Raw genomic sequence first — 23956 nt, 5'->3', positions numbered from 1 at the left:
TTGACAGGTAAGGCCGCGTCTGATGCAGGACCGGTCGATAAGAGCCGATAGGGAGGAACCATGAGTATCCCCAACGATCTGCCCGGGCTGAATTTCGACCTGGGCGAAACCGCCGACATGATGCGCGACCAGGTGCGCGGCTTTTCGGCCGACGAGATCGCGCCGCGCGCCGCCGATATCGACCGCGACAACCAGTTCCCAATGGACCTCTGGCGCAAGATGGGCGATCTCGGCCTGCTCGGCATCACCGTTGGCGAGGAATATGGCGGCGCCGGCATGGGCTATCTGGAACATTGCGTGGCGATGGAGGAAATCTCCCGCGCCTCGGCCTCGGTGGGCCTGTCTTACGGCGCGCATTCCAATCTCTGCGTGAACCAGATCCGGCTGAACGGCACCGAGGCGCAGAAGCAGCGCTATCTGCCGAAGCTGATTTCCGGCGCGCATGTCGGGGCGCTGGCGATGAGCGAGCCGGGCGCCGGCTCCGATGTCGTCTCTATGCGCACGAAGGCCGAGAAAAAGGGCGACCGCTACATCCTGAACGGCAGCAAGATGTGGATCACCAATGGCCCCGATGCCGATACGCTGGTGGTCTATGCCAAGACCGATCCGGAAAAGGCGCAGCACGGCATCACTGCCTTCCTGATCGAGAAGGGGATGAAGGGCTTCTCTACCGCGCAGAAGCTGGACAAGCTGGGCATGCGCGGCTCCAACACCTGCGAGCTGGTGTTCCAGGACTGCGAGGTGCCGGAAGAGAATGTGCTGGGCCAGATCAATGGCGGCGTGCGCGTGCTGATGAGCGGGCTGGATTACGAGCGCGCGGTGCTGGCCGCAGGCCCTTTGGGCATCATGCAGGCCTGCATGGATGTCGTCGTGCCCTATGTGCATGAGCGCAAGCAGTTCGGCAAATCCATCGGCGAGTTTCAGCTGATGCAGGGCAAGCTGGCCGACATGTACACGACGATGAATGCCAGCAAGGCCTATGTCTATGCGGTGGCGAAGGCCTGCGACCGCGGCGAGGTGACACGCAAGGATGCGGCGGGCTGCATCCTCTACGCCGCCGAAAAAGCCACCTGGATGGCGCTGGAGGCGATCCAGTGTCTTGGCGGCAACGGCTATATCAACGAGTATCCCACCGGCCGGTTGCTGCGCGACGCCAAGCTCTATGAGATCGGGGCGGGCACTTCGGAAATCCGCCGCATGCTGATCGGCCGCGAACTGTTCAACGAAACCCGATAGGATTCCCCATGACGCGCCGCCGCATTTCCTCCGGTTCCAGCTTCGAGAAGCTCTGCTCCTACAGCCGTGCCGTGGTGCATGGCGACTGGGTCTATGTCTCCGGCACCACCGGCTTCGACTATGCGAAAATGTCGATCTCCGACGATCTCGTCGAGCAGACCGAGCAGTGCTTCCGCAATATCGACAAGGCACTGGTCGAGGCCGGGTCGAAGATGGCCGACCTCGTCCGCATCGTGATCTATCTGGGCGATCCGTCCGACTTCGAGACCGTCGCCCCCATCGTCGGCAAATGGTGCGCGGAATGCCGCCCGGCCAACACGACGGTTGTCGCCCGGTTCATCGATCCCAAGATCAGAATAGAGATCGAAACGACCGCCATCATCCAGCGGCCCGAGGGGGAATAAACCCAGGGCGAACAAGCAAGGCGGTCCTACCGGAAAATCGAGGGAGAAGATCATGCCGACCGTTCTGATCACCGGCGCCAATCGCGGCATCGGACTGGAATTCACCAAACAATATGCCGCCGATGGCTGGAAGGTCATCGCCACGGCCCGCGATCCTGGCAAGGCGGATGCGCTGAAGGCGGTCCCTGGCGTGCAGGTCGAGGCGCTGGAGGTGACCGACGATGCCTCGGTCGCGGCCCTCGCCAAGAAGCTGGCCGGTACGAAGATCGATGTGCTGCTGAACAATGCCGGCATTTCCGGCCCGCGCGGCTTCGCTATCGGCGAGTGGGACTTCAAGGCCTGGGAAGAGGTGCTGAGCGTCAATGCCGTCGCTCCCTTGCGGGTGACGCAGGCCTTCCTGCCGCATGTCGAGGCGTCAGAGAAGAAGCAGGTGGTGTTCATCAGCTCGCGCATGGCCTCGATCACGCTGAATGGCGGCGGCAGTGCCTTCTACCGTTCGTCCAAGACGGCGCTGAACATGGCGGTCAGCTGCCTGGCGCTGGAGGTGAAGGACAGGGGCATTACCTGCACCGTCATGCATCCGGGCTGGGTGAAGACCGATATGGGCGGCCCCGGCGCCGACATCACCACGAATGAGAGCGTCAGCGGCCTGCGCAAGGTGATTGGCGGGCTGGATATCTCCAAGACTGGCAAGTTCTTCAACTATGACGGGGCGGAATTCCCCTGGTAGGGGATAAGTATTCTCCAGCCGTCACCCCCGCACTTGTTGCGGGGGTCCAAGGGTCAGCCCGCTGGATGTTGGTCGAGTAGGCTGGACCCTGGATTCCCGGGACAAGCCCGGGAATGACGGTCAGAGAGAACCAGCGGTTCGAGGCAATCGTACTGCGGTGACCAAATGAGGAGGAGGGCGGCATGCGGTTGAGTGAAGAGCAGCGGATGATCCGCGACATGGCGCGGGATTTCGCGCGCGAGAAGCTGCTGCCCAACGCCGCCCGCTGGGACCGCGAGCATGAGTTTCCCGCCGAGGCCGTGGCCGAGATGGGGGTGCTTGGCCTGATGGGTATGCTGGTGCCAGAGGAATGGGGCGGGGCGGCGGCCGACAATGTCGCCTATGCCCTGGCGCTGGAGGAGGTGGCGGCCGGCGACGGTTCCTGCTCTACCATCATGGGTGTGCATAATTCGGTCGGCTGCATGCCAATCCTGCGCTTCGGCACGGAAGAGCAGAAGCAGCGTTTCCTCGGTCCGCTGGCGCGCGGCGAAATGCTGGCCGCCTTCTGCCTGACCGAACCGCAGGCCGGCAGCGATGCCTCCTCGATCCGCACACGGGCGCGGCTGGACGGCAATCACTGGGTGCTGAACGGCACCAAGCAGTTCATCACCTCCGGCAACCGGGCGGATATCGCCATCGTCTTCGCCGTCACCGATCCGAATGCCGGCAAGAAGGGCATCTCCGCCTTCATCGTGCCGACAAAGACGCCCGGCTATCGGGTCGCCAGCGTCGAGCGCAAGCTGGGCCAGCATGCCTCCGACACCTGCCAGATCGTGTTCGAGGAGATGCGCCTGACGCCAGACCTGATGCTGGGCGAGGCCGGGCAGGGCTACCGCATCGCCCTTTCCAACCTGGAAGGCGGGCGCATCGGCATTGCCGCGCAATCGGTCGGCATGGCGCGCGCGGCCTATGAGGCGGCGCTGGCCTATGCGAAGGAACGTCAGAGCTTCGGCAAGCCGATCATCGAGCATCAGGCGGTGGGGTTCCGGCTGGCCGACATGGCGACACAGATCGAGGCGGCCCGCCTGCTGGTGCTGAACGCAGCCCAGAAGCGCGACGCCGGCGAGCCGTGCCTGACCGAGGCGGCGATGGCCAAGCTGTTTGCTTCCGAAATGGCGGAGCGGGTCTGTTCCGACGCCATCCAGATCCATGGTGGCTATGGCTATCTGGAGGATTTTCCGGTGGAGCGCATCTACCGTGACGTGCGGGTCTGCCAGATCTATGAGGGTACCTCCGACATCCAGCGGCTGGTGATCTCCCGCGCGCTGGCGGCGGCCTAGAACAAGCAACAGGAGGAAAAGCAACCCATGTCCGACGCTGCGAAACCCCCGGTCGAATTCTATTTCGACTTCTCCTCGCCCTATGCCTATTTCGCCAGCCTGCGCATCGACGATGTGGCGAAGCTGTATGACCGGTCCGTGGTCTGGAAGCCCATCATGTTGGGGGTGGTGTTCAAGACCACCGGCGCGACGCCGCTGCTCGACCAGCCGCTGAAGGGCGAGTATGCCAAGCGTGACCTTGCCCGCACCGCCCGCCTGCTGGGCGTCGATTTCCGGCTGCCTTCGAGCTTCCCCTTCGCCGCCATCGCCCCCTCGCGGCTGTTCTACTGGCTGGCGCAGGACGATGCGGCGCGCGCCCGCGCCTATGCCAAGGCGGTGTTCTCGACCGCCTTTCAGGAGGCGGTGGCGGTGAACTCGCCCGATGCCGCCGCCGACGTGGCGGCGAAGCTGGGCATCGACCGGGGGGCGGCACTGGCCGCCTGCCAGGACCCGGAAATCAAGGAGAAGCTGCGCCTCGCCAATGAGGAGGCGGTGACCGCCGGCGTCTGCGGCGCCCCCTATTTCATCGTCGAGGGCGAGCCATTCTGGGGCAATGACCGGCTGGACCATCTGGAGCGCTGGCTGGCGACCGGCGGCTGGTGAGCACGACCGCATGAGCATCCTGAAAAGCCAGATCAGCCCGCGCAGCGAGGCGTTCCGCGAGAACGAATCGGCGATGCGCGCGCTGGTCGAGGATCTGCAGGCAAAGCTGCACGGCATCAAGCAGGGCGGCGGCGAGAAGGCCCGCGAGCGGCATCTGTCGCGGGGCAAGCTGCTGCCGCGCGACCGGGTGCGCACGTTGCTGGATGTCGGCTCGCCCTTCCTGGAGCTGTCGCAGTTCGCCGCCCATGGCATGTATGGCGGGGACATTGCGGCGGCCGGCATCATCACCGGCATCGGCCGCGTCTCGGGCCAGGAATGCGTTATCGTTGCCAATGACGCCACGGTGAAGGGCGGCACCTACTATCCGCTGACGGTGAAGAAGCATCTGCGCGCGCAGGAGATCGCGCGGGAGAACAATCTGCCCTGCCTCTATCTGGTCGATTCCGGCGGCGCCAACCTGCCGAACCAGGACGAGGTGTTCCCTGACCGCGACCATTTCGGCCGCATCTTCTACAATCAGGCGACGTTGTCCGCAGCCGGCATTCCGCAGATTGCCGTGGTGATGGGCAGCTGCACGGCGGGCGGTGCCTATGTGCCGGCGATGTCGGACGAGAGCATCATCGTGAAGGGGCAGGGGACCATCTTCCTGGGTGGCCCGCCGCTGGTAAAGGCGGCGACCGGCGAGGTGGTGACGGCGGAGGATCTGGGTGGTGCCGACGTGCATTCCCGGATTTCCGGCGTGACCGACCATTACGCCCAGAACGATGCCCATGCGCTGTCCATCGCGCGCAAGATCGTCGGCAATCTGAACCGGGTGAAGCAGCCGAACCTGGCGATGCGGGAGGCGCGTGAGCCGCTCTACGACCCGGCCGAGCTGTATGGCGTGGTGCCCACCGACCTGCGCCGGCCCTATGATGTGCGCGAGGTGATCGCCCGCCTCGTCGATGGCAGCGAATTCGACGAGTTCAAGCAGCTCTATGGCGCCACACTGGTCACCGGATTTGCCCATCTCTATGGCTATCCGGTCGGCATCGTCGCCAATAACGGCATCCTGTTCTCGGAATCGGCGCAGAAGGGCGCGCATTTCATCGAACTCTGCGCCCAGCGTGGCATCCCGTTGATTTTCCTGCAGAACATCACCGGTTTCATGGTCGGCCGGAAGTATGAGGCCGGCGGCATCGCCAAGGATGGCGCGAAGCTGGTGACGGCGGTGGCGACGGCCAATGTGCCGAAGCTGACGATGATCCTGGGCGGCAGCTTCGGCGCCGGCAATTACGGTATGTGCGGCCGCGCCTTCGGGCCGCGCTTCCTGTGGATGTGGCCGAATGCCCGCATCTCCGTCATGGGCGGGGAGCAGGCGGCGAACGTGCTGGCACAGGTGAAGCGCGACAATTTCGAGGCCGCCGGCACCGACTGGCCAGCGGCGGAGCAGGAAGCATTCATGGCGCCGATCCGCCGGCAATATGAGGAGCAGGGCCACCCCTATTACGCCAGCGCCCGGCTGTGGGACGATGGTATCGTCGATCCGGCGGAGGCCCGCACCGTGCTGGGCTTAAGCCTGTCGGCGGCGCTGAACCGCCCTATCGAGCCGACGAAATTCGGCCTGTTCCGGATGTAGGCGGGAAGAAATGGCGACGATCTGGTTCTATCAATTGCTGCGCAGCGGGCTGGAAGACGAGCTGCCGCGCCTGCTGGAGATGACGCAGGCGCGCGGCAAGCGCGCCGTGGTCATGGCCGGCTCGCCCGAGCGTGTGGAGGCGCTGACCCAGCATCTGTGGACCTATCGCGACGATTCATTCCTGCCGCATGGCAATGCGAAGGATGGCAGTCCGGCGGAGCAGCCGATCTGGCTGACCGAGGCGGACGAAAACCCCAACGGTGCCGCCTATCTGTTCCTGACCGATGGCGCGGTATCGGAGAAGCTGGACGATTATGAGCGCTGCCACGACATGTTCGATGGCCGCGACCCGCAGGCGCTGGCGGCGGCGCGGGCGCGCTGGAAGGCGCTGAAGGCAGCCGGGCATGAGCTGGCCTACTGGCGGCAGAAGGAGCAGGGCGGCTGGGAGAAGGCCGCCTGAAGCTCACTGTTGCCGCAACGCAGCACGCCCGCTATAACCCCGCCACCTGTTCATCTCACAAGCCTTCTGGAGCAACTCACATGGCCATCGAACGCACCCTGTCGATCCTCAAGCCGGACGCCACCCGCCGCAACCTGACGGGCAAGATCAATGCCCGTTTCGAGGATGCCGGCCTGCGCATCGTCGCGCAGAAGCGCCTGCAGCTGACCAAGGCACAGGCCGAGGGCTTCTATGCTGTCCACAAGGAGCGTCCGTTCTTCGGCGAGCTCGTCTCCTTCATGATCTCCGGCCCGGTCGTGGTGCAGGTGCTGGAAGGCGAGAACGCCGTCGTGAAGAACCGCGAGATCATGGGCGCCACCAACCCGGCCAACGCCGCCGATGGCACGATCCGCAAGGATTTCGCCGAATCCATCGAGGCCAACTCGGTGCACGGCTCCGATTCCCCGGAGAATGCGGCCACCGAGATCGATTACTTCTTCGCCCAGATCGAGATCGTCGGCTAAGGCTGACGGTTTCAGGCAAAAAGAAAAGGCCGGGTTTTACCCGGCCTTTTTTTCGTCTGCTGCGTCGCGATCAAACGATGAAGATCGCCATCAGCACCAGTGAGATGACCACGGCCACGGTCGAATAGGTGAAGAACTTCACGAAGCCGCTGTAGATTTCCTGATGGCGCTTGGTTTCGGTATCCATCGTCATGACGCTGTTTTCCCCTCTTCCTCACACATGGTCCGGCAAGCCGCACGGTGACGGCCACGACCTGAAATAGCGGTTTCATATAGCCTAACCGCAAAGATTGGGAAAAGAGAAAATGGCGGAATTCTGCGGGCGCCCCTTGTCATGAGGTAAATACGGTTAAAATCAGTTGCGGAATTGCGCGGGAATCGCCAATTTCGAGTAATCCTGAAGGGGAAGTGTCGCGCGCTCGGATATGGTCCAGCCATGAACTTCCAGGCCCGAGGAACTGAGGCATCGCCGGAATATCGTTGAGGCAGAGGATCGCGGGCCAGACCCCAACTCCCGAAAAGAGCATAACGAGATGAGTGACTATAATTCCGGTGGCGAAGACGCCACCATCACGGGGACGGTGAAGTGGTTCAACGCTGAGAAGGGCTATGGCTTCGTCGCCCCGTCGGACGGCTCCCCCGATGTGTTCCTGCATATTTCCGCCCTGAAGCGGGCCAATCTCGACGATGCGCCGCAGGGATCCACCATCGTCTGCCAGGTACAGCAAGGCCAGAAGGGACGTCAGGTCTCCCAGGTGTCCGAGCTGGATACCAGCACGGCGGAGCCGTCGGCGCCGCGCCGTTCCACGAATTTTGGCGACCGCCCGCGCCCGCCTGGTGACCGGGGCGGTTTCGGTGACCGGGATCGCGGCGGCTACGGCGAACAGCCCCGCCCTTATGGCGGCGATCGTGGCAATGACCGGGGCGGTTATGGCGAGCAGCCCCGGAATTTTGGTGACCGCGGTGGCTATGGCGATCGTGACCGTGGCGGCTTTGGTGACCGTGGCACTCCCGCTGACCGTGACCGCAGCGGTTTTGGCGACAAGGGCGGCTTCGGCGACCGGGGGCGGGGCGGGTTCAACGACCGCGACCGTGGCGGCAAGGGGCGTGGCTCGCGCTCGCGCTACGACGACTGAGCGGGCATCGACAGAGAATTTTGGAAACCCCGGCCTTGTGCCGGGGTTTTCTTTTGCGGGCCATACCAGCAATGGGGGCATGTGGCCCGCCGCTCACGCATGGCGGATGGGCGTGCTTCCCCCTTAACGACCGGTTGCATGCGGTCCATACTGCCCCGACCTTTAAGAAAGGCGCTGGCCCAGCCGGCGCGGTTATCCATTGCGAAGGCAGGAAAATCCCATGAGCACTTCCATTCCCCTGAAGGACCCCAAGCTGTTCCGTCAGCAATGCTATATCGACGGTGCCTGGGTCGATGCCGACAAGGGCGACACCATCGATGTCACCAATCCGGCGGACAATGGCAAGCTGGGCACGGTACCGAAGATGGGCGCCGGCGAGACACGCCGCGCCATCGAGGCGGCGAACGCGGCGTTCCCGGCCTGGCGCGCCAAGACCGCGAAGGAACGCGCGGTCATCCTGCGCAAGCTGTTCGATCTGATGATGGCGAATCAGGATGATCTGGCGGCTCTGATGACGGCGGAGCAGGGCAAGCCGCTGACCGAGGCGAAGGGCGAAGTGGCCTATTCCGCCAGCTTCATCGAATGGTTCGCCGAGGAAGGCAAGCGCGTCTATGGCGACACCATCCCCGGTCATCAGGCCGACAAGCGCATCGTCGTGACCAAGGAGCCGATTGGCGTGGTCGGCGCGATCACGCCCTGGAACTTCCCGTCGGCGATGATCACTCGCAAGGCCGGCCCGGCGCTGGCGGCGGGCTGCACCATCGTCATCAAGCCGGCATCGGCAACGCCCTATTCGGCGCTGGCAATGGCCGAGCTGGCGGAGCGTGCCGGTGTGCCCAAGGGCGTGTTCAATGTCGTCACCGGCTCGGCCTCGGCCATCGGCGGCGAGCTGACGTCCAACCCCATCGTGCGCAAGATCACCTTCACCGGCTCCACCGAGATTGGCAAGGTGCTGCTGGAGCAGTGCGCCGGGACGGTGAAGAAGGCTTCGATGGAGCTGGGCGGCAACGCACCTTTCATCGTGTTCGACGATGCGGACCTAGACGCGGCGGTGGAGGGGGCGATTGCCTCCAAATACCGCAATGCCGGGCAGACCTGCGTGTGCGCCAACCGGCTGCTGGTACAGGATGGCGTCTATGACGCATTCGCTAAGAAGCTGGCCGAGGCGGTGTCCAAGCTGAAGGTCGGCAATGGCTTCGAGGCTGGTGTCGTCCAGGGGCCGCTGATCGACATGGCCGCCGTGGAGAAGGTCGAGGAGCATATCGCCGACGCGCTCGGCAAGGGCGCCAAGATCGTGGTCGGCGGCAGCCGTCACCAGCTCGGCGGCAGCTTCTTCCAGCCGACCGTGCTGTCGGGGGTGACCACCGACATGAAGGTGACCCGCGAGGAAACCTTCGGCCCGGTGGCCCCGCTGTTCCGCTTCAAGACGGAAGAAGAGGCGATCAAGATGGCCAACGATACCGAGTTCGGCCTAGCCTCCTACTTCTACAGCCGCGATCTGAGCCGCGTCTGGCGCGTGTCGGAAGGGCTGGAATACGGCATCGTCGGAATCAATACTGGCATCATCTCGACCGAGGTGGCGCCGTTCGGTGGCGTGAAGGAATCCGGCCTCGGCCGCGAGGGTTCGAAATACGGCATCGATGATTATCTGGAGATGAAATATCTCTGCATGGGCATCTGACCCAGGCAAGCGATACAAAAGGGCGGCGGTCTTTCGGGGCCGCCGCTTTTTTAGTCCTGTTCGGTTTCGTCCGGCCGGGCGGTGAACAGATAGCCCCGGCCATAGACCATGCGGATCGGCGCCTTGCTGCCGGTGGTGCTTTCGACCTTGCGGCGCAGCCGGCGGACAATCGCATCTAGGTTGCGCTCGTTGGCCGGTGCGCCGGGACGGCTGACGGCCTGCAGCAGCGTGTCGCGCGGGCAGATATTTCCCTTGGCGGCGATCAGCGCCGTCATGAAGGTGACCTCGGTCGCCGTCAGCGGCACACTCGTCTCGTTCGGGGCAATCAGCAGCCAGTCCGACGGATCGAAGCGCCAGTTGTGCTCGTTTGAGCCGCTGTGGCCGCTCCGGTCCAGCCGCCGCAGCAGGCTGCGAACGGTCGCGGCGATCTCACTCAGGCTGGTGTGCTTTACCAGATAGGCATCGGCGCCGCTGTCCAGCCCCTCGATTCGCATTTCGGACTCGCTGTGCGCGGTCAGCATCAGGATTCCGCAATCGGAGCGTGCCCGCGCCTGTCGTGCCAGATCGAGGCCATTGCCGTCCGGCAGGCCGATATCGAGGATCAGAACATCCGGTTCGCGCGCCGCAAATTCTGTCGCGAACGATCCGGCGCTACCGACACCCACCGCGATGTAGCCACAGATTGTGAGGTAATCGACGAGATCGGCCCGCAGCGACGGCTCATCTTCGACGACCAGAATATATGTCATGGTCAATTTTGCGTCTTATTTTCAGTTGCTCTTATTAACCATACAGTGATGGCAAGCTTTGCCTCAAGCTTTCACAAGGGATGGCTGGTTTGTGTTCACCTCGTATGTCGAAAGCGGTAGACTCACCAGGATCGTTGTCCCCTGACCCTGGCTGCTGTCGATCCGCATCTCGCCCTCATGCAGTTCGACGAGACGCATCGCCGTATGCAGGCCGAGGCCGGTGCCGCTATGGCTGCTGGCGTTGGAGGCCCGGAAGAAACGCTGGCCGATATGCTCCAGCTCTTCGGGGGGAATGCCGATTCCCTGATCGGCGATGCTTGTGATGGCCCTGTCGCCCTCGCGGCGCAGCTCGAAATTGACAGGCTTGTCCGCGGGCGAATATTTCAGGGCATTATCAAGCAGGTTCACGAACAGGGTTGAGAGCATTGCCGCATCGCCGATCATCGGGAGATATTCCTGTGTGGCAGAAAAGCGGATGCGTGCCTCCTGCCCGGTGCTGGCGAAATAGCAGACGGCATCCTGTCCCAGCGACCGCAGGTCGAGCGGTTCCTTCTGGACGATTCCCTCATCGATCCGCTCCGTGGCGAGGAAGGTCTGGACCAGCAGGCGCTGCCGGCGCACCGCCTCGCGGATCGCGCTCAGCCGTTCCGAGATGGCGGCGGGGGGCGCTGTCATCAGTACGCCGATCATCTCCACGGCACGCTCGATGATGGCCAGGGGGGTGCGGAACTCGTGGCTGACCAGATGCAGGAGATGCTGTTGCTGCTGACGCAACTCGCTTTCCTTCGCAAAGCTGACCGACAGATCCTCCTGCAGTTGCCGGCGGATACCGATTTCGGTCGTAAGCTCGCGGTTCTTTCGCGCGATATCGGCCGTGATGCGCGCCATCACCAGCCCGACCAGGCCGACGAACAGGAAGGTCATGTAGACATTGGTCTCCATGAACAGCAGGGCATGCAGCGGATCGTTCGCCACCATCTCCACCTGGCCCGGCGTCAAGATCATGACGATGCCACGGCCGTTCAGCAGCGTGACGTGGATGAGCGTCAGGGTGATCAGCGTCCAGCGCAGGGGCCGCGGATAATCCTCATCCTGCCACAGCAGCCAGACGATCAGGAGGAAGGCCGATCCCAGCACCAGGCCGGACAGCAATACCCGGATCGAGGTGTTACCGGGGTCAAGAAAGACGCAGAGCGGAAACACCACCAGGTAGCTAACGGCAAAGATCATATCCAGCCAGTGCGGGCGGCGCTTGCCGAAGAAGCGGCAGAGGCCGTCCGCAAGCACCAGATGGCCAAGGCCGATGAGCAGATTGCCGAGCAGGATACTGTACAGATCGGATATCGCGCCGCGCGCGGCGGTCAGCGCCATGCCGATGGCGAAGATAATGAAGGCCATGCCATAGCTGCGCAGGCCCGGCACGCCAGGCTGCGTCCGGTGCAATACCAGGAAGCCGATGCCCTGAAGGACCGCGACCACAAGTATCACCACCAGCAGGGTTCTTACGTCAAGCATGGCCGGTCGATGTCTTTCCAGGCAGCCAAAAAGGGGATCATGCGCATCTTTATCGTTCCGGTTTAGGCCGGCATAGACGACGTCTCAACTCCTTAGTGCGCATTCTATCCATCTTTTCGTCGCTGCCTGCTGGCCCGGCTCCTCGACACTCGATATTTTGAGGCATGGATCAGGACAATTTACCGCCTGCGCCGGCCGGTGCGCTGCCGCCCGCCGCGACGCGGACGCTCAATCTGGCGGCGCAGCTCGATGCCTTCGAGCGTCTTCCCGCGGCGGAGCAGGACAGGCGCCAGCTGGGCAGCCTGCGGACGCTGCTGCGCCATGCCCGCGATTTCTCACCCTTCTGGCGCGACCGTCTGGCGGCGTCGGGCGTTGATCCCGACCGGCCCTTGCAGGAAGGCGAGACCGCGCTGGATCTGATCCGGGATTTGCCGGTCCTGACCCGTGCCGTGCTGCAGGAACAGGGGAACGCCCTGAAGGCCCGCGCGCCGTGGATGGCGGAGGACAGGATCGTCATCGCGCGGACCTCCGGGTCCACCGGCGTGCCGGTCGCCGTCGAACGCTATCTGCCGATGCACCAGCCGCTCTATACCGCGCTCACCTTTCTCGACAATCGCTGGCATGGCCGCGATTCCAGGCGCCCGATCGCCATCGCCAAGGATATGGCGGATGCGGTGCTGCCGACCTGGGGGCCGCTCTACGAGGCGCTGGGGCACCAGGGCGTTGCCCATTGCCGCAACATGATCGGGCATGCGCCGGAGGATATCCTGTCCTGGCTGGCCGGGCTCGGGGTGCCCTACCTGGTGACGACACCGGCGCTGGCCCTGCGATTAGCTGAACTCTCTCTTGTGGGCGGCCCCAGGCCGGTGGGGCTGGAGCAGATCATCACCTTCGGCGAGACGGTGACGCCGGAGATCAGGGCGCGGGTGCGGGCGGCGTTCGGCGCGCGGGTGATCGACCGCTATTCCTGCGAGGAGATTGGCTGGATCGCCTTTCAGTGCCCGGCGCATGAGGAGCGCTATCACACGCTGAGCGCATCGGTGCTGGTGGAAATCCTGGACGAGGCCGGGCAGCCCTGTCCGCCGGGACAGGCGGGTCGGGTGGCGCTGACCGCGCTGCACGGTCTCGCCATGCCGCTGATCCGCTATGAGATTGGCGATTATGCTGAATGGGCGCCACAGCAGGATGTCTGCGCCTGCGGCCGGACGCTGCCGGTAATCGGCGCGCTGCACGGGCGGGAGCGCAGCTTCATCCGCATGCCGGATGGCACGCTCCGCCTGGCCCGGCTGAGCGGCGAATACTGGCGCGGCATCGCCCCCGTGCGCGACTACCGTGTGGTGCAGTATGCCGACGGCCAGATCGAGGCCTTTGTGGAGGCAGAACGGAAGCTGGCTCCGGAGGAGCTGGACGCCCTCCGGGCCATGCTTGCCAAGGTGCTGGGACACCCGATGCCCGCCATCGTCACCCAGGCCGGCCGGATCGACTGGGGCCACCGCTGGAAGCGGCAGGATGTGACCCGTCTCGACCGTGCGCGCGGGGGCGCAGGGGCTACAGCAGTGGGGGCTACAGCAACGACTGCAGCCCCAGACTCACCGCCGGAATGAAGGTGACGGCCAGCAGCACCAGCACCATGATCGCGATCATCGGCCCCATCGCCTTGGCGATGTTCCAGATGCTGACCTTGCTGACGGCGGCGCCGACGAACAGCGCATAGCCGAAGGGCGGGGTCGCCATGCCGACGGTCAGGTTGGTGGTGACCATGGCGCCCAGATGGATCGGGTCCATGCCGAGATCGTTGCCGGCGGTGATCAGCACGCCGCCCAGAATGACCATGGCCGCGACATTGTCCATGACCGCGCCGATCAGCAGCAGCAGCGCGTTGATGGTCAGCAGCACCAGCCAGTTATGGTCGGAGACTTGCGTGATGAGGGCGGCAATCTTCGGCGGCAGCTGCTCGAAGGCGACCAGCCAGCCGAAGCCGGCGGCGGCGGTGATGATGAACATGACGATGGCAGTGGTGCGCAGCGCGCCCAGCGTGATGCGCGGCAGGTCGGCCAGCTTCACCTCGCGATGGACGAACATGCCGACGACCAGGGCGTAGAAGGCGCCGACAACGGCGGCCTCGGTCGGGGTGAAGATACCGCCATAGATGCCGCCCAGGATGATGACCGGGCCGCCCAGCGCCCATTTGCCGTCCCAGAAGGCAAAGGCCATCTCGCGGCCGGTGGCGCGTTCCTCGCGTGGGATCGCATGGCGGCGGGCATAGAACCAGCACACAACCATAAGCCCGACGCCCAGCAGGATGCCGGGCACGAGGCCGGACAGGAACAGCCGGGCAATCGATTGTTCGGCGATGACACCCCAGATCACGAACGGGATGGAGGGCGGGATCAACGGCCCGATGATGCCGGCGGAGACGGCCAGCGCGGTGGCGAAGGCGCGGTTATAGCCGCGCTTCTCCATCTCGGGGATCATGATGGTGCCGATCGCCGCCGTGGTGGCCGGGGCGGAACCGGAAATCGCCGCGAAGAAGATCGCCGCGATGACGGCGACCATGCCAAGCCCGCCGGTGACATGGCGCACCAGCGAATTGGCGACAGCGACCAGCCGGCGCGACAGGCCGCCGGCGGTCATCAGATCGCCGGCCAGCACGAAGAACGGGATCGCCAGCAGGCTGAAGGATTGCGAGCCGGAGATCATCTTCTGGGCGAGCGCGATCACCTCGATGTCGGAGGCGATGAGGGCGGCCAGCGTGGCGATGCCCAGCGCGAAGGCGAAGGGTACGCCGAGCAGCAGCATGCCGGCGAAGCCGGCGCTCAGGATCCAGGCAGCTTCGGACATGTCAGCCGGCCTCGCTCGGGATGGCAGGATCGGGAAGGAAAGAGGTGGCGAGTTTCGCCAACGCATGCAGGGCGACCAGCGCGCCGCAGACCGGCGCCGCCAGATGCAGCACCTCGATCGGATAGGCGATGGCGGCGGAGGTCTGGCCGACTGTCTCGATGACGTAGGTGTAACCGCCCAGCGCCAGCATGACGCCAAATCCCAGTATGCCCAGCAGGATCAGCCGCTCCAGCCAGCGTTGCTGGGCCGGTTTCAGCAGGTCGGGCAGCAGCGTCAGGCGCACATGAAAGCCTTCGCGCACGCCCAGGCTGCCGATCAGCAGCACGACCCAGGTGAACAGCAGCAGCGACAACTCCTCGCTCCAGCTGAGCGCGATATTGAAGAAATAGCGTGCCGCCACCTGCGCGACGAGCACGGCCAGCATGATCAGCGTCATGGCGACCGAGACATAACCGCTGGCACGTCCGGCGAGGCTGCTCAGCCCGTCCAGCAGACGAGTTGGGCCGTCCAGCAGGCGAATCGGGAAAGGGGTGTTCATGCGAGACTTTCCTGCGATCGAATAGGCGAACGAGCGTGCGGGTTTCCCCGCACGCTCGCAACTGCCATTTCAGGTAAGCTATTTGGCAGACGCTTACTGAACTGCCTTAAGGGCGGCATCCATGAGGTCGGCGCCGATCGGGCGGCGGAACTTGTCATAGACCGGTTTCACCGAGGCGCGGAAAGCAGCCGGATCGCTGATCTTGTTCACCTGCATGCCCTTGGATTCGAGATCCGCCAGCAGCTCCTTCACATTGGCGAAGGCGGCCTGGCGCTGCGCCGCGGTCGCGGCCTTTGCTGCCTCACGCACGGCCTTCTGCTGGTCTTCCGGCAGACGGTCGAAATTGCGCTTGGAAACCAGCAGCTCGATCACCGAATAGGTGTGGTTGGTCAGCGACAGGAACTTCGTCACTTCGTTGTATTTGTTCGAGCTGATGACCGCGACCGGGATTTCCAGCCCGTCGATGGTGCCCTGCTGCACGGCGGTAAAGGTCTCGCCCCAGGCCATCGGCACGGCGCTGCCGCCCAGCGAGGAGAACATGTCGATATAGACCGGGTTCTGCATGACGCGGTACTTCACGCCGCCGACATCCTTCGGCTCGACGACCGGGCGGACGTTGTTGATCATGTTGCGGAAACCGCCTTCCATGAAGCCCAGCACATAGAGCCCCTTGGATTCCAGCTCCTTGCCGAGGCGCTGGCCGACATCGCCGTCCAGCACCTTGTGCGCCTGCTCCTCGCTGGAGAACAGGAAGGGCAGGTCGTTCAGCTGGAAGGCCGGGGCGACGTTGGCGACCACGGCGTTGGTGATGATGCCGGCATCGATGGTGCCGAAGCGCATGCCTTCCAGCATGTCCTTCTCGTCGCCGAGCTGGCGGTTCGGGTAGAGCTGCACCTCGATCTTGCCGCCGGTGCGCTTCTCGACCTCGTCCTTGAAGGCGCGGGCGCCGATGGCATAGGGATCCTTGGCGCCGTCGGAGGTGGTCCAGCCCAGCTTCATGACGGTCTGGGCCGAGGCCGGCGCGGCGATGCCGAGGGCGGCGACCGCCACGGCCAGCGACAGGGTTTTCAGTTTCAGTGCGATGGTCATGATGTCGATTCTCCCGATGATTCTTGGGGTGGAGGGTTAGTGATGGGCGCTTCGGCGCTTTCTTGTTTGTTCAGTGGTGGGCTTACTTGTTCAGCGGCGGGAAGTCATAGAGCGCCGCCGGGTTATCGACCAGGATGCGCTGGCGCGTTGCCGCGTCGGGCACCCAGTCGGCAAGCATCTCGACGAGATCGCCGTCGTTCGGCATGTCCGTCTTGATCGACGGATGCGGCCAGTCGGTGCCCCAGACCATACGGTCCGGGCGCCGGGCGACCAGCGTGCGGGCGACCTGCGTCACATCGTCGAACGGGACGGCAGGCCGTGCGGTAATACGATAGGGGCCGGACAGTTTCACCCAGCAGCGCCCGCCATCGAGCAGCCGCAGCAGCGCTGCGAAGCCGGGATCGGTCGCCGTCTTGGCGACGTCACAATGGCCCATATGGTCGATCACCACCGGCGTCGGGAAACCAGCCAGCTCTTCATCCAGTGTCGGATGGTTGGACACGTCGATCAGGAACTGCACATGCCAGCCATAGGGCGCGATGCGTTCGGCCAGAGGGCGCGCGGCGGAGATCGGCACGCCGCCCTTGAACAGCACATTCACGCGCACGCCGCGCACGCCACCCTCATGCAGCGCCTTCAGTTCTGCCTCGGATATGGTGGGCTCCACGACCGCGACGCCGCGCAGCCGGTCCGGATGCGCGTGCAGCGCCTCCATCATCGCGTCATTGTCGGTGCCATAGACGCTGGGCTGCACCAGCACGCCGCGCTCGACGCCCAGCGTGTCATGCATGGCGAGATACTCGGCCAGCGGCGAATCCGGCGGCGTGTAGCTGCGCGGGGTGGAGTAGGGGAAGCGCGCCATCGGGCCGAAGACATGCGCATGGCAGTCGCAGCTGCCCGGCGGCAGCAGCAGCTTTGGCTTGCGCGGGGACCGGTCCGGTCCAGGGATGGGCGGGGCGTCGTCGATGGTGGCACTCATTCCTATTCCTCCAGCTTTTCTTCTATGTCGAGACCCAGCCGGCGCATCGCATTTTCGATGTGCCGGCGCATGGCTTTGCCGGCTGCTTTCGGGTCGCCGGCGGCAACCGCCTCGAAGACGGCGCGGTGTTCGTCCTGCACCTGGTCAGGCGTGCCCGGATAACGGGCGGAATTGCTGCGCGCCGCGCGGATCGCCTCGCGCAGGGAGGTGCCGAGGAATTCGGCGAAGCGCATCAGATAGGCATTGTCGGCGGCGCGCGCGATGGCGGTGTGGAAGGCGGTATCGGCATCCACACCCTCGCGCCCGGCGGCGATGTCCGTTGCCATCGCTTCCAGATGGCCGCGCAGGATGGCGATGTCCTCGGGCGCGCGGCGCTCCGCCGCCAGCGCGGCGGCAGCCGATTCGACGATGCCGCGCAGCTCGAACACGGCGCGCAGATCGGCGGGACCGCCCAGCAGCCCGCATTCGATGCGGAAGGAGCGCGTGTTCGGGTTGCTGTTGACGAAGACCCCGCTGCCCTGCCGGGTTTCCACCAGACCGTCATATTTCAGCATCGACACGGCTTCCCGCACGACCGAGCGGCTGACACCGAACAGCTCGGCCATATCCTTTTCCGTCGGCAGTCTTTCGCCAGGCAGGAACTGCCCGTCCCGGATGCGGGTGGCGAGCACCTGCGCGATCTGGTCGGTCAGCCGCTGCGGCTTGGCGATGGTGTCGAACTTCTGCATGGCGCGCAGGTTGTCTGATAACCGGAGCAACGTCAATCGGCTCTCTCATCAACCTGTTAGCGCCCATTTTTGGGGTACTTAATACTTTTTTTATATGTGTGCGGTATGGCTAAGGCATCTCAATCGATTCCGGGGGATTCACGGTGTCGCTTTTCAAAAACCTGTCCATTTCCGCAAAGCTGGGTGTGATTATCGGGGTGCTGGTGCTGACCATGGCGCTCGGTGTTGGCCTGACCCTGTCCAACATGCATGGCGCGATGCTGGCCGAGCGGCTGGCCAAGGTGAAGGCGCTGACCGAGGCCAGCGTAAATGTGGCGCTGGCACTGCAGAAGCGCGTTGCCGCTGGCGAGCTGACCGAGCAGCAGGCGAAGGAGAGCTGGCGCGTTACCACCAGCTCCATGGTCTATGAAAAGGTTGAGTATCTGTTCGCCTGGACGCTGGAAGGCGACAATTTTGCCCATATCCGCGCCGACATGCAGGGCAAGAATTTGTGGGGCCTGCAGGATTCCAACGGCACCTTCGTGTTGCGCGAAATGCGCCGCGCTGCCGAATCCGGGCCCGAGGGCGGACGGTTCGATTATCTCTGGCCGAAGGTGAAGGATGCCGAGCCGATCAACAAGATCAGCTGGGGCATGCTTGTGCCGGGCTGGAACATCATGGTCGGCACCGGCGTCTATACCGACGATCTGGATGCCGCCTTCCTGGAGAAGGCGCTGCGTGTCGGCGCCCTGATGGGCGTGCTGGTGCTGATCGGTATCGGCATCGCCGTGGTAATCTCCCGCGATGTGAGCACATCGATGCGTGGTGTGTCCGGCGTGATGGAGGCCATGGCGGCTGGCGATCTGTCGCGGGAAGTGCCGGATCAGGGCCGTCGTGACGAGATTGGCCGGATCGGCCGCTCGCTGGAGGTGTTGCGCGCCGCTGCCGCAGAGACCGAGAAACTGCGCAACGAGCAGGAAGCCATGAAGCTGGCCGCCGCGCAGGCGCGCCAGGACGATCTGCGCCGCATTGCCGACCAGTTCCAGACGACCATCGAGAGCGTCGTGGTGCAGGTCTCCAGCGCCTCCCAGGATGTGCGTCAGGGGGCCACGGAAATGGCCAGCGTCTCGTCGGTCACCCGCGACCAGGCGAATCAGGCCACGAGCGCCACGCAGGATGCCGCCAATAATGTGCAGACGGTCGCCGCCGCCGCCGAGGAGCTGACCGTTTCGATCCAGGAGATCGGCCGGCAGACCGGTAATGCCCGCGACGTCAGCCAGCAGGCGGTGACCGCGGCGGATCGCTCGTCCAGCACCATTCAGGGGCTGGTCAGCGCTGCCGAGGAAATCGGCAATGTGCTGAATTTGATCGCCGACATCGCGGCGCAGACCAACCTGCTGGCGCTTAATGCCACCATCGAGGCGGCGCGTGCCGGCGAGATGGGCAAGGGGTTCGCGGTTGTGGCGTCGGAAGTGAAGAACCTGGCCAGTCAGACCGCCAAGGCGACGGAAGAGATCAAGAGCCATATCGACGGTATCCGAACCGCTGTTGGCGGGGCGGCCGGCGAGATGAGCCATATCCGCGAGATCATCGGCTCGGTATCGGAATCGGCGACGGCGATCAGTGCCGCCATCGAAGAGCAATCGGCGGCGACGCAGGAAATCGTGCGCAATGTGCAGCAGGTCTCGGCCGGCACGCAGCAGATTTCCGGCAATATCGGTCAGGTCAGCGATGCGGCCAATCAGGCCGGCGCCGTCTCGGAGAAGCTGCTGGAAGCGGCCAATGATCTGTCCAGCAATTCGCAGACCCTGCAGGCCAAGGTCGGGGACTTCCTGAAGTCGCTCCGCGCCGGCTGAACTTTTTCCTCCTGAAACTTTTCCTCCTGAAACTCCAGGGCGGCCTTCGGGCCGCCCTTTTTTTGCTCAGCGCTGCGGCGGGAGCATGCGCAGCCGAAGCCGCCGTGCCTCGCGGATATGGTCGCGGGCAAGGCGCTCGGCGGTTGCCGGGTCGCGGCGCTCGACCGCGTCCACGATGGCGCGGTGCTCGGCTTCGGCGCCACGCCGGCGGCCAGGGGCGGCCAGGGTGGTGCCGCGCAGCAGGTCGATGGAATCGGCCAAAGCACTGATCGCGCCGGTCAGATAGCGGTTGTGCGCCGCCTCGCAGAGGGCGGCATGGAAGGCGCGGTTGGTGGCCGCGAGGCTGCGGCCCTCGTCGCTGCCGATGGCTTCCTCCTCCATCAGGTGGCGCAGCGTCTCGATATCGGCCTCGCTTGCCCGCTCCGCCGCGAAGGCCGCCGCCGCTCCCTCCAGCACCTCGCGCAGCGCATAGAGTTCCAGCACCTGCTGCTTGTCGAACTCGGTGACGATGACGCCCCGGCCGGGGCTGACCGACAGCAGCCCTTCCGCGGTCAGCCGCTGCAGCGCTTCGCGCACCGGGGTGCGGCTGACGCCCAGCTTCTCGGCGATGTCGGTCTCGCGCAGTCTTTCGCCTGCTGCCATCTCGCCATCGCGAATCGCCGCGCGCAGCGCGCGATAGACCAGCTCGGCACGGGAGGCATTGCGGAAATCGTCGGCCTGGAGCAGGCGCATCGGGGCGCTTTCATTCTATCGTTGGTGGCAGGCAGGGACGTATTCTGCCAACCGGCAATCGCCTTGTCGACAGTTGCATACGAATGTTTGCCCTGCGTATGGATGGGCGTATCGAAGGCTTGAGCCGCCCACTTTGGTCAGTATACTTTTGCATACAAAGAGGGTGCCACCCTCATCAAGGAACATCCAGGAACGGAGCTACCATGTCGGGCGAGTATGATGTTGTGGTTATCGGCGGCGGTAACGCGGCCTTCTGCGCGGCCCTGTCGGCGCAGGAGAACGGCGCCAGGGTGCTGGTGCTGGAGGCGGCGCCGAAAGACGAGGCCGGCGGCAACAGCAGCTTCACGGCGGGCGCCATGCGCGTCGCCTATAATGGCGTCGAGGACCTCTCGAAGCTGATGCCCGACCTCACCGAGGAGGAGAAGGCGAACACAGATTTCGGCACCTATACCGAGGACCAGTTCTTCGACGATATGGGCCGGGTCACGCAGTACCGCACCAATCCGGACCTGGCCGAATTGCTGGTACGGCGCAGCTTCGAAACGCTGCTGTGGATGCGCTCCAAGGGCGTGCGCTTCGTGCCGATCTATGGCCGGCAGGCCTTCAAGGTGGATGGCAAGTTCAAATTCTGGGGCGGGTTGACGGTCGAGGCCTGGGGCGGCGGCCCCGGCCTGGTCGAGGCGCTGACCGAGTCCGCCGGGAAGCGCGGCATCGATATCTGGTACGAAAGCCGCGCGGTGTCGCTGATCCACGACGATGACGGCGTGCATGGGGTGAAGGTGAAGCGCGGCGGCAAGACCGTCGCCGTTGCCGCCAAGGCGGTGGTGATCGCATCGGGCGGGTTCGAGGCCAATTCGGAATGGCGCACCCGCTATCTCGGTCCAGGCTGGGATCTGGCCAAGGTGCGCGGCAGCCGCTTCAACATGGGCGACGGCATCCGCATGGCGCTGGAGATTGGCGCGCAGCCCTATGGCAACTGGTCGGGCTGCCACGCCGTGGGGTGGGAGCGTAACGCCCCGGAGTTCGGCGACCTCGCGGTCGGCGACGGCTTTCAGAAGCACAGCTACCCGTTCGGCATCATGGTGAACGCGACCGGCCGCCGCTTCGTCGATGAAGGCGCGGACTTCCGCAACTACACCTATGCGAAATATGGCCGCGTGATTCTGGAGCAGCCGGGCCAGTTCGCCTGGCAGATCTTCGATTCCAAGGTGACCCACCTGCTGCGCGACGAATACCGCATCCGCCAGGTCACCAAGGTGACGGCGGACACGCTGGAGGAGCTGACTGCCAAGCTGGACGATGTGAATGCCGAGGCGGCGCTGGCGGAGATCGAGGCCTATAACGCGGCGGTCCGGCAGGACACCCCGTTCAACCCGAATGTGAAGGACGGGCGCAGCACCGAGGGGCTGGCGGTGAAGAAATCGAACTGGGCCAACACCATCGACGCGCCGCCCTACGAGGCCTATGCGGTGACCTGCGGCATCACCTTCACCTTCGGCGGGCTGCGTGTCAGCCAGGAGGCGGCCGTGCTGGATATGGAGGGCACGCCGATCCCCGGTCTGTTCGCAGCGGGCGAACTGGTGGGCGGGCTGTTCTATTTCAACTATCCGGGCGGCACCGGCCTCACCTCCGGCGCGGTGTTCGGCAAGATCGCCGGCGCCTCCGCCGTGAAGGCAGCCCAGACGGCGGCGTAGGCGGCTGGGGCATAACAGTCCCCCTCGATCTTCCCTGGCCGTTGCGCTGACCCGATCCTATATGGGACAAAACCCGCAGCAACGGCGCGCGGCAGCTGGAAAGGACGATCATGGCCCAGGATAGCAAGGCCCAGGATAGCAAGGCCCAGTACGACTACGACCTCTTTGTCATCGGGGCCGGCTCCGGGGGCGTGCGCGCCAGCCGGATTTCCGCCCGGCACGGCGCGCGGGTGGCAATCTGCGAGGATTACCGGGTCGGCGGCACCTGTGTCATCCGGGGCTGCGTGCCGAAGAAGCTGCTGGTCTATGCCTCGCACTTCCATGGCGATTTCGAGGATGCCGCTGGCTTCGGCTGGGATGTGGGCGAGATGGCGCATGACTGGAAGCGTCTGATCGAGCGGAAGAACACCGAGATCGACCGGCTGAACGGCATCTATCTGCGCCTGCTGAAGGATGCCGGGGTGGAACTGATCGACGGGCGCGGAAAGCTGATCGACGCGCATACGGTGGAGGTGGCTGGCAAGCGCTATACCGCCGGCACGATCCTGATCGCCACCGGCGGCTGGCCGGAATTCCCGGAAATCCCGGGCATCGAGCATGCCATCACCTCCAATGAGGCGCTGGAGATGATGGAATTGCCGCGCCGCATCGTCATCGTTGGCGGCGGCTATATCGCGGTCGAGTTCGCCGGTATCTTCAACGGGCTTGGATCCGAGGTCAGCCTGGTCATCCGCCGCGACCTGCCGCTGCGCGGCTTCGACGAGGATGTGCGCGTCGCCCTGACCGAGGAACTGACCAAACAGGGTGTCAAGCTGGTGCCGAACACCAATATCCGCAGCATCGAGAAGACGGAAGACGAGCTCAGCCTGCTGACCGACTCGGGCGAGACCATCGTCTGCGACGCGGTGATGTACGCCACCGGCCGCGCGCCCAACACCAAGGGCATCGGGCTGGAGGAAGTCGGCGTCCATCTGAACAAGGCGGGCGCCATCGCGGTGGACGAATTCTCCCGCACCACGGTGGAGAATATCTACGCCGTTGGCGATGTGACCGATCGCATCGCACTGACCCCGGTCGCCATCGCCGAGGGGCACGCCTTCGCCGATACGGTGTTCGGCGGTACGCCGCGCAAGGTGGATCACACCAACGTGCCGGCCGCCGTGTTCAGCCAGCCGCCGATCTCCACGGTCGGGCTGAGCGAGGAACAGGCGCGCCTGACCTACGGCAAGGTCGATGTCTATGTCTCGCGCTTCAAGCCGATGAAGCACACGCTGTCGGGCCGCGACGAGCGTGCCTTGATGAAGCTGGTGGTCGATGCCGGCAGCGGCCGCGTGGTCGGCTGCCATATGGTCGGCGCCGACGCGCCGGAGATCGTGCAGGGTATTGCCATCGCCGTGAAGGCGGGCGCCACCAAGGCCGATTTCGATGCCACCATCGGCATCCACCCGACGGCGGCGGAGGAGTTCGTCACCATGCGCGAGAAGCGCCCCGACCCGGAGGACGCGGCGAAGGCAGCGGAGTAGGGGA

At 64.6% G+C, this 23956-nt stretch carries 23 protein-coding genes; 14 read left to right on the top strand and 9 right to left on the bottom strand.

Annotated elements, in window-relative coordinates:
• The first annotated feature begins 60 nt into the window (after positions 1 to 60).
• The 8 genes from BKM74_RS05580 to ndk all read left to right on the top strand — a co-directional run bounded on the left by BKM74_RS05580 (position 61) and on the right by ndk (position 6912).
• Positions 61 to 1236, top strand: coding sequence for an isovaleryl-CoA dehydrogenase (locus BKM74_RS05580; protein WP_086464719.1), 1176 nt, complete (start codon positions 61 to 63; stop codon positions 1234 to 1236).
• Positions 1237 to 1244: 8 nt separating this feature from the next.
• Positions 1245 to 1640: a RidA family protein gene (locus tag BKM74_RS05575; protein WP_086464718.1), complete on the top strand. Its 396-nt coding sequence runs from the start codon at positions 1245 to 1247 to the stop codon at positions 1638 to 1640.
• 52 nt (positions 1641 to 1692) lie between these two features.
• Positions 1693 to 2370: an SDR family oxidoreductase gene (locus BKM74_RS05570; protein ID WP_086464717.1), complete on the top strand. Its 678-nt coding sequence runs from the start codon at positions 1693 to 1695 to the stop codon at positions 2368 to 2370.
• 182 nt (positions 2371 to 2552) lie between these two features.
• The gene (locus tag BKM74_RS05565) at positions 2553 to 3689 is read left to right on the top strand and encodes an acyl-CoA dehydrogenase family protein (protein ID WP_086464716.1); all 1137 of its coding nucleotides are present in this window, start codon (positions 2553 to 2555) and stop codon (positions 3687 to 3689) included.
• 27 nt (positions 3690 to 3716) lie between these two features.
• Positions 3717 to 4331 carry a 2-hydroxychromene-2-carboxylate isomerase gene (locus BKM74_RS05560; protein ID WP_086464715.1) on the top strand — a complete coding sequence of 205 codons (615 nt, stop codon included), beginning with the start codon at positions 3717 to 3719 and terminating at the stop codon, positions 4329 to 4331.
• A gap of 10 nt (positions 4332 to 4341) precedes the next feature.
• Positions 4342 to 5949: a carboxyl transferase domain-containing protein gene (locus tag BKM74_RS05555; RefSeq protein WP_086464714.1), complete on the top strand. Its 1608-nt coding sequence runs from the start codon at positions 4342 to 4344 to the stop codon at positions 5947 to 5949.
• Positions 5950 to 5959: 10 nt separating this feature from the next.
• On the top strand, positions 5960 to 6409 hold the full coding sequence (locus BKM74_RS05550) for a DNA polymerase III subunit chi (protein ID WP_086464713.1): 450 nt from the start codon (positions 5960 to 5962) through the stop codon (positions 6407 to 6409).
• An 80-nt stretch (positions 6410 to 6489) separates the two neighbouring features.
• Positions 6490 to 6912 (top strand): nucleoside-diphosphate kinase, encoded by a 423-nt coding sequence (gene ndk / locus BKM74_RS05545; RefSeq protein WP_086464712.1) that lies wholly within the window; start codon positions 6490 to 6492, stop codon positions 6910 to 6912.
• A 70-nt stretch (positions 6913 to 6982) separates the two neighbouring features.
• On the opposite strand, the gene BKM74_RS05540 is transcribed toward ndk, so the two are convergent.
• Positions 6983 to 7105 (bottom strand): aa3-type cytochrome c oxidase subunit IV, encoded by a 123-nt coding sequence (locus BKM74_RS05540; protein WP_086464711.1) that lies wholly within the window; start codon positions 7103 to 7105, stop codon positions 6983 to 6985.
• Positions 7106 to 7445: 340 nt separating this feature from the next.
• Here BKM74_RS05540 and BKM74_RS18840 point away from each other — a divergent pair, with 340 nt between their 5' ends.
• Both BKM74_RS18840 and gabD read left to right on the top strand, forming a co-directional pair.
• The gene (locus tag BKM74_RS18840) at positions 7446 to 8048 is read left to right on the top strand and encodes a cold-shock protein (protein WP_086464710.1); all 603 of its coding nucleotides are present in this window, start codon (positions 7446 to 7448) and stop codon (positions 8046 to 8048) included.
• Positions 8049 to 8268: 220 nt separating this feature from the next.
• Positions 8269 to 9729 (top strand): NADP-dependent succinate-semialdehyde dehydrogenase, encoded by a 1461-nt coding sequence (gene gabD, locus BKM74_RS05530; RefSeq protein ID WP_086464709.1) that lies wholly within the window; start codon positions 8269 to 8271, stop codon positions 9727 to 9729.
• A gap of 50 nt (positions 9730 to 9779) precedes the next feature.
• On the opposite strand, the gene BKM74_RS05525 is transcribed toward gabD, so the two are convergent.
• Together BKM74_RS05525 and BKM74_RS05520 are read right to left on the bottom strand one after the other, a co-directional pair.
• Positions 9780 to 10478: a response regulator transcription factor gene (locus tag BKM74_RS05525; protein WP_245825824.1), complete on the bottom strand. Its 699-nt coding sequence runs from the start codon at positions 10476 to 10478 to the stop codon at positions 9780 to 9782.
• Between the two features lie 63 nt (positions 10479 to 10541).
• Positions 10542 to 11993 (bottom strand): sensor histidine kinase, encoded by a 1452-nt coding sequence (locus tag BKM74_RS05520; RefSeq protein ID WP_086464707.1) that lies wholly within the window; start codon positions 11991 to 11993, stop codon positions 10542 to 10544.
• 164 nt (positions 11994 to 12157) lie between these two features.
• Here BKM74_RS05520 and BKM74_RS05515 point away from each other — a divergent pair, with 164 nt between their 5' ends.
• Positions 12158 to 13597, top strand: coding sequence for a phenylacetate--CoA ligase family protein (locus BKM74_RS05515; protein WP_086464706.1), 1440 nt, complete (start codon positions 12158 to 12160; stop codon positions 13595 to 13597).
• Here the strand turns inward: BKM74_RS05515 and BKM74_RS05510 are convergent.
• The 5 genes from BKM74_RS05510 to BKM74_RS05490 form a co-directional block, all read right to left on the bottom strand.
• On the bottom strand, positions 13557 to 14834 hold the full coding sequence (locus tag BKM74_RS05510) for a TRAP transporter large permease (protein ID WP_086464705.1): 1278 nt from the start codon (positions 14832 to 14834) through the stop codon (positions 13557 to 13559). The genes BKM74_RS05515 and BKM74_RS05510 overlap by 41 nt on opposite strands.
• A 1-nt stretch (position 14835) precedes the next feature.
• Positions 14836 to 15372 carry a TRAP transporter small permease gene (locus BKM74_RS05505; RefSeq protein ID WP_086464704.1) on the bottom strand — a complete coding sequence of 179 codons (537 nt, stop codon included), beginning with the start codon at positions 15370 to 15372 and terminating at the stop codon, positions 14836 to 14838.
• A 93-nt stretch (positions 15373 to 15465) separates the two neighbouring features.
• Positions 15466 to 16461, bottom strand: a complete 996-nt coding sequence (locus BKM74_RS05500; RefSeq protein WP_086464703.1) for a TRAP transporter substrate-binding protein — start codon at positions 16459 to 16461, stop codon at positions 15466 to 15468.
• Positions 16462 to 16543: 82 nt separating this feature from the next.
• Positions 16544 to 17440: an amidohydrolase family protein gene (locus BKM74_RS05495; protein ID WP_086464702.1), complete on the bottom strand. Its 897-nt coding sequence runs from the start codon at positions 17438 to 17440 to the stop codon at positions 16544 to 16546.
• A gap of 2 nt (positions 17441 to 17442) precedes the next feature.
• Positions 17443 to 18168 (bottom strand): FadR/GntR family transcriptional regulator, encoded by a 726-nt coding sequence (locus BKM74_RS05490; protein WP_086464701.1) that lies wholly within the window; start codon positions 18166 to 18168, stop codon positions 17443 to 17445.
• A 143-nt stretch (positions 18169 to 18311) separates the two neighbouring features.
• Here BKM74_RS05490 and BKM74_RS05485 point away from each other — a divergent pair, with 143 nt between their 5' ends.
• Entirely contained in the window at positions 18312 to 20003 is a 1692-nt protein-coding gene (locus tag BKM74_RS05485; protein ID WP_086464700.1) for a methyl-accepting chemotaxis protein, read from the top strand.
• 66 nt (positions 20004 to 20069) lie between these two features.
• Here the strand turns inward: BKM74_RS05485 and BKM74_RS05480 are convergent, their stop codons facing one another.
• Positions 20070 to 20735 (bottom strand): GntR family transcriptional regulator, encoded by a 666-nt coding sequence (locus BKM74_RS05480; protein WP_086464699.1) that lies wholly within the window; start codon positions 20733 to 20735, stop codon positions 20070 to 20072.
• Positions 20736 to 20938: 203 nt separating this feature from the next.
• Here BKM74_RS05480 and tcuA point away from each other — a divergent pair, with 203 nt between their 5' ends.
• Positions 20939 to 22429 carry an FAD-dependent tricarballylate dehydrogenase TcuA gene (gene tcuA, locus BKM74_RS05475; protein ID WP_086464698.1) on the top strand — a complete coding sequence of 497 codons (1491 nt, stop codon included), beginning with the start codon at positions 20939 to 20941 and terminating at the stop codon, positions 22427 to 22429.
• A gap of 110 nt (positions 22430 to 22539) precedes the next feature.
• Entirely contained in the window at positions 22540 to 23952 is a 1413-nt protein-coding gene (gor, locus tag BKM74_RS05470; RefSeq protein WP_086464697.1) for a glutathione-disulfide reductase, read from the top strand.
• Positions 23953 to 23956 lie beyond the last annotated feature (4 nt).

Source organism: Oceanibaculum nanhaiense (assembly GCF_002148795.1).
GTDB classification, from domain to species: Bacteria; Pseudomonadota; Alphaproteobacteria; order Oceanibaculales; family Oceanibaculaceae; genus Oceanibaculum; species Oceanibaculum nanhaiense.
This window is presented reverse-complemented; position numbering and strand designations above follow the sequence as displayed.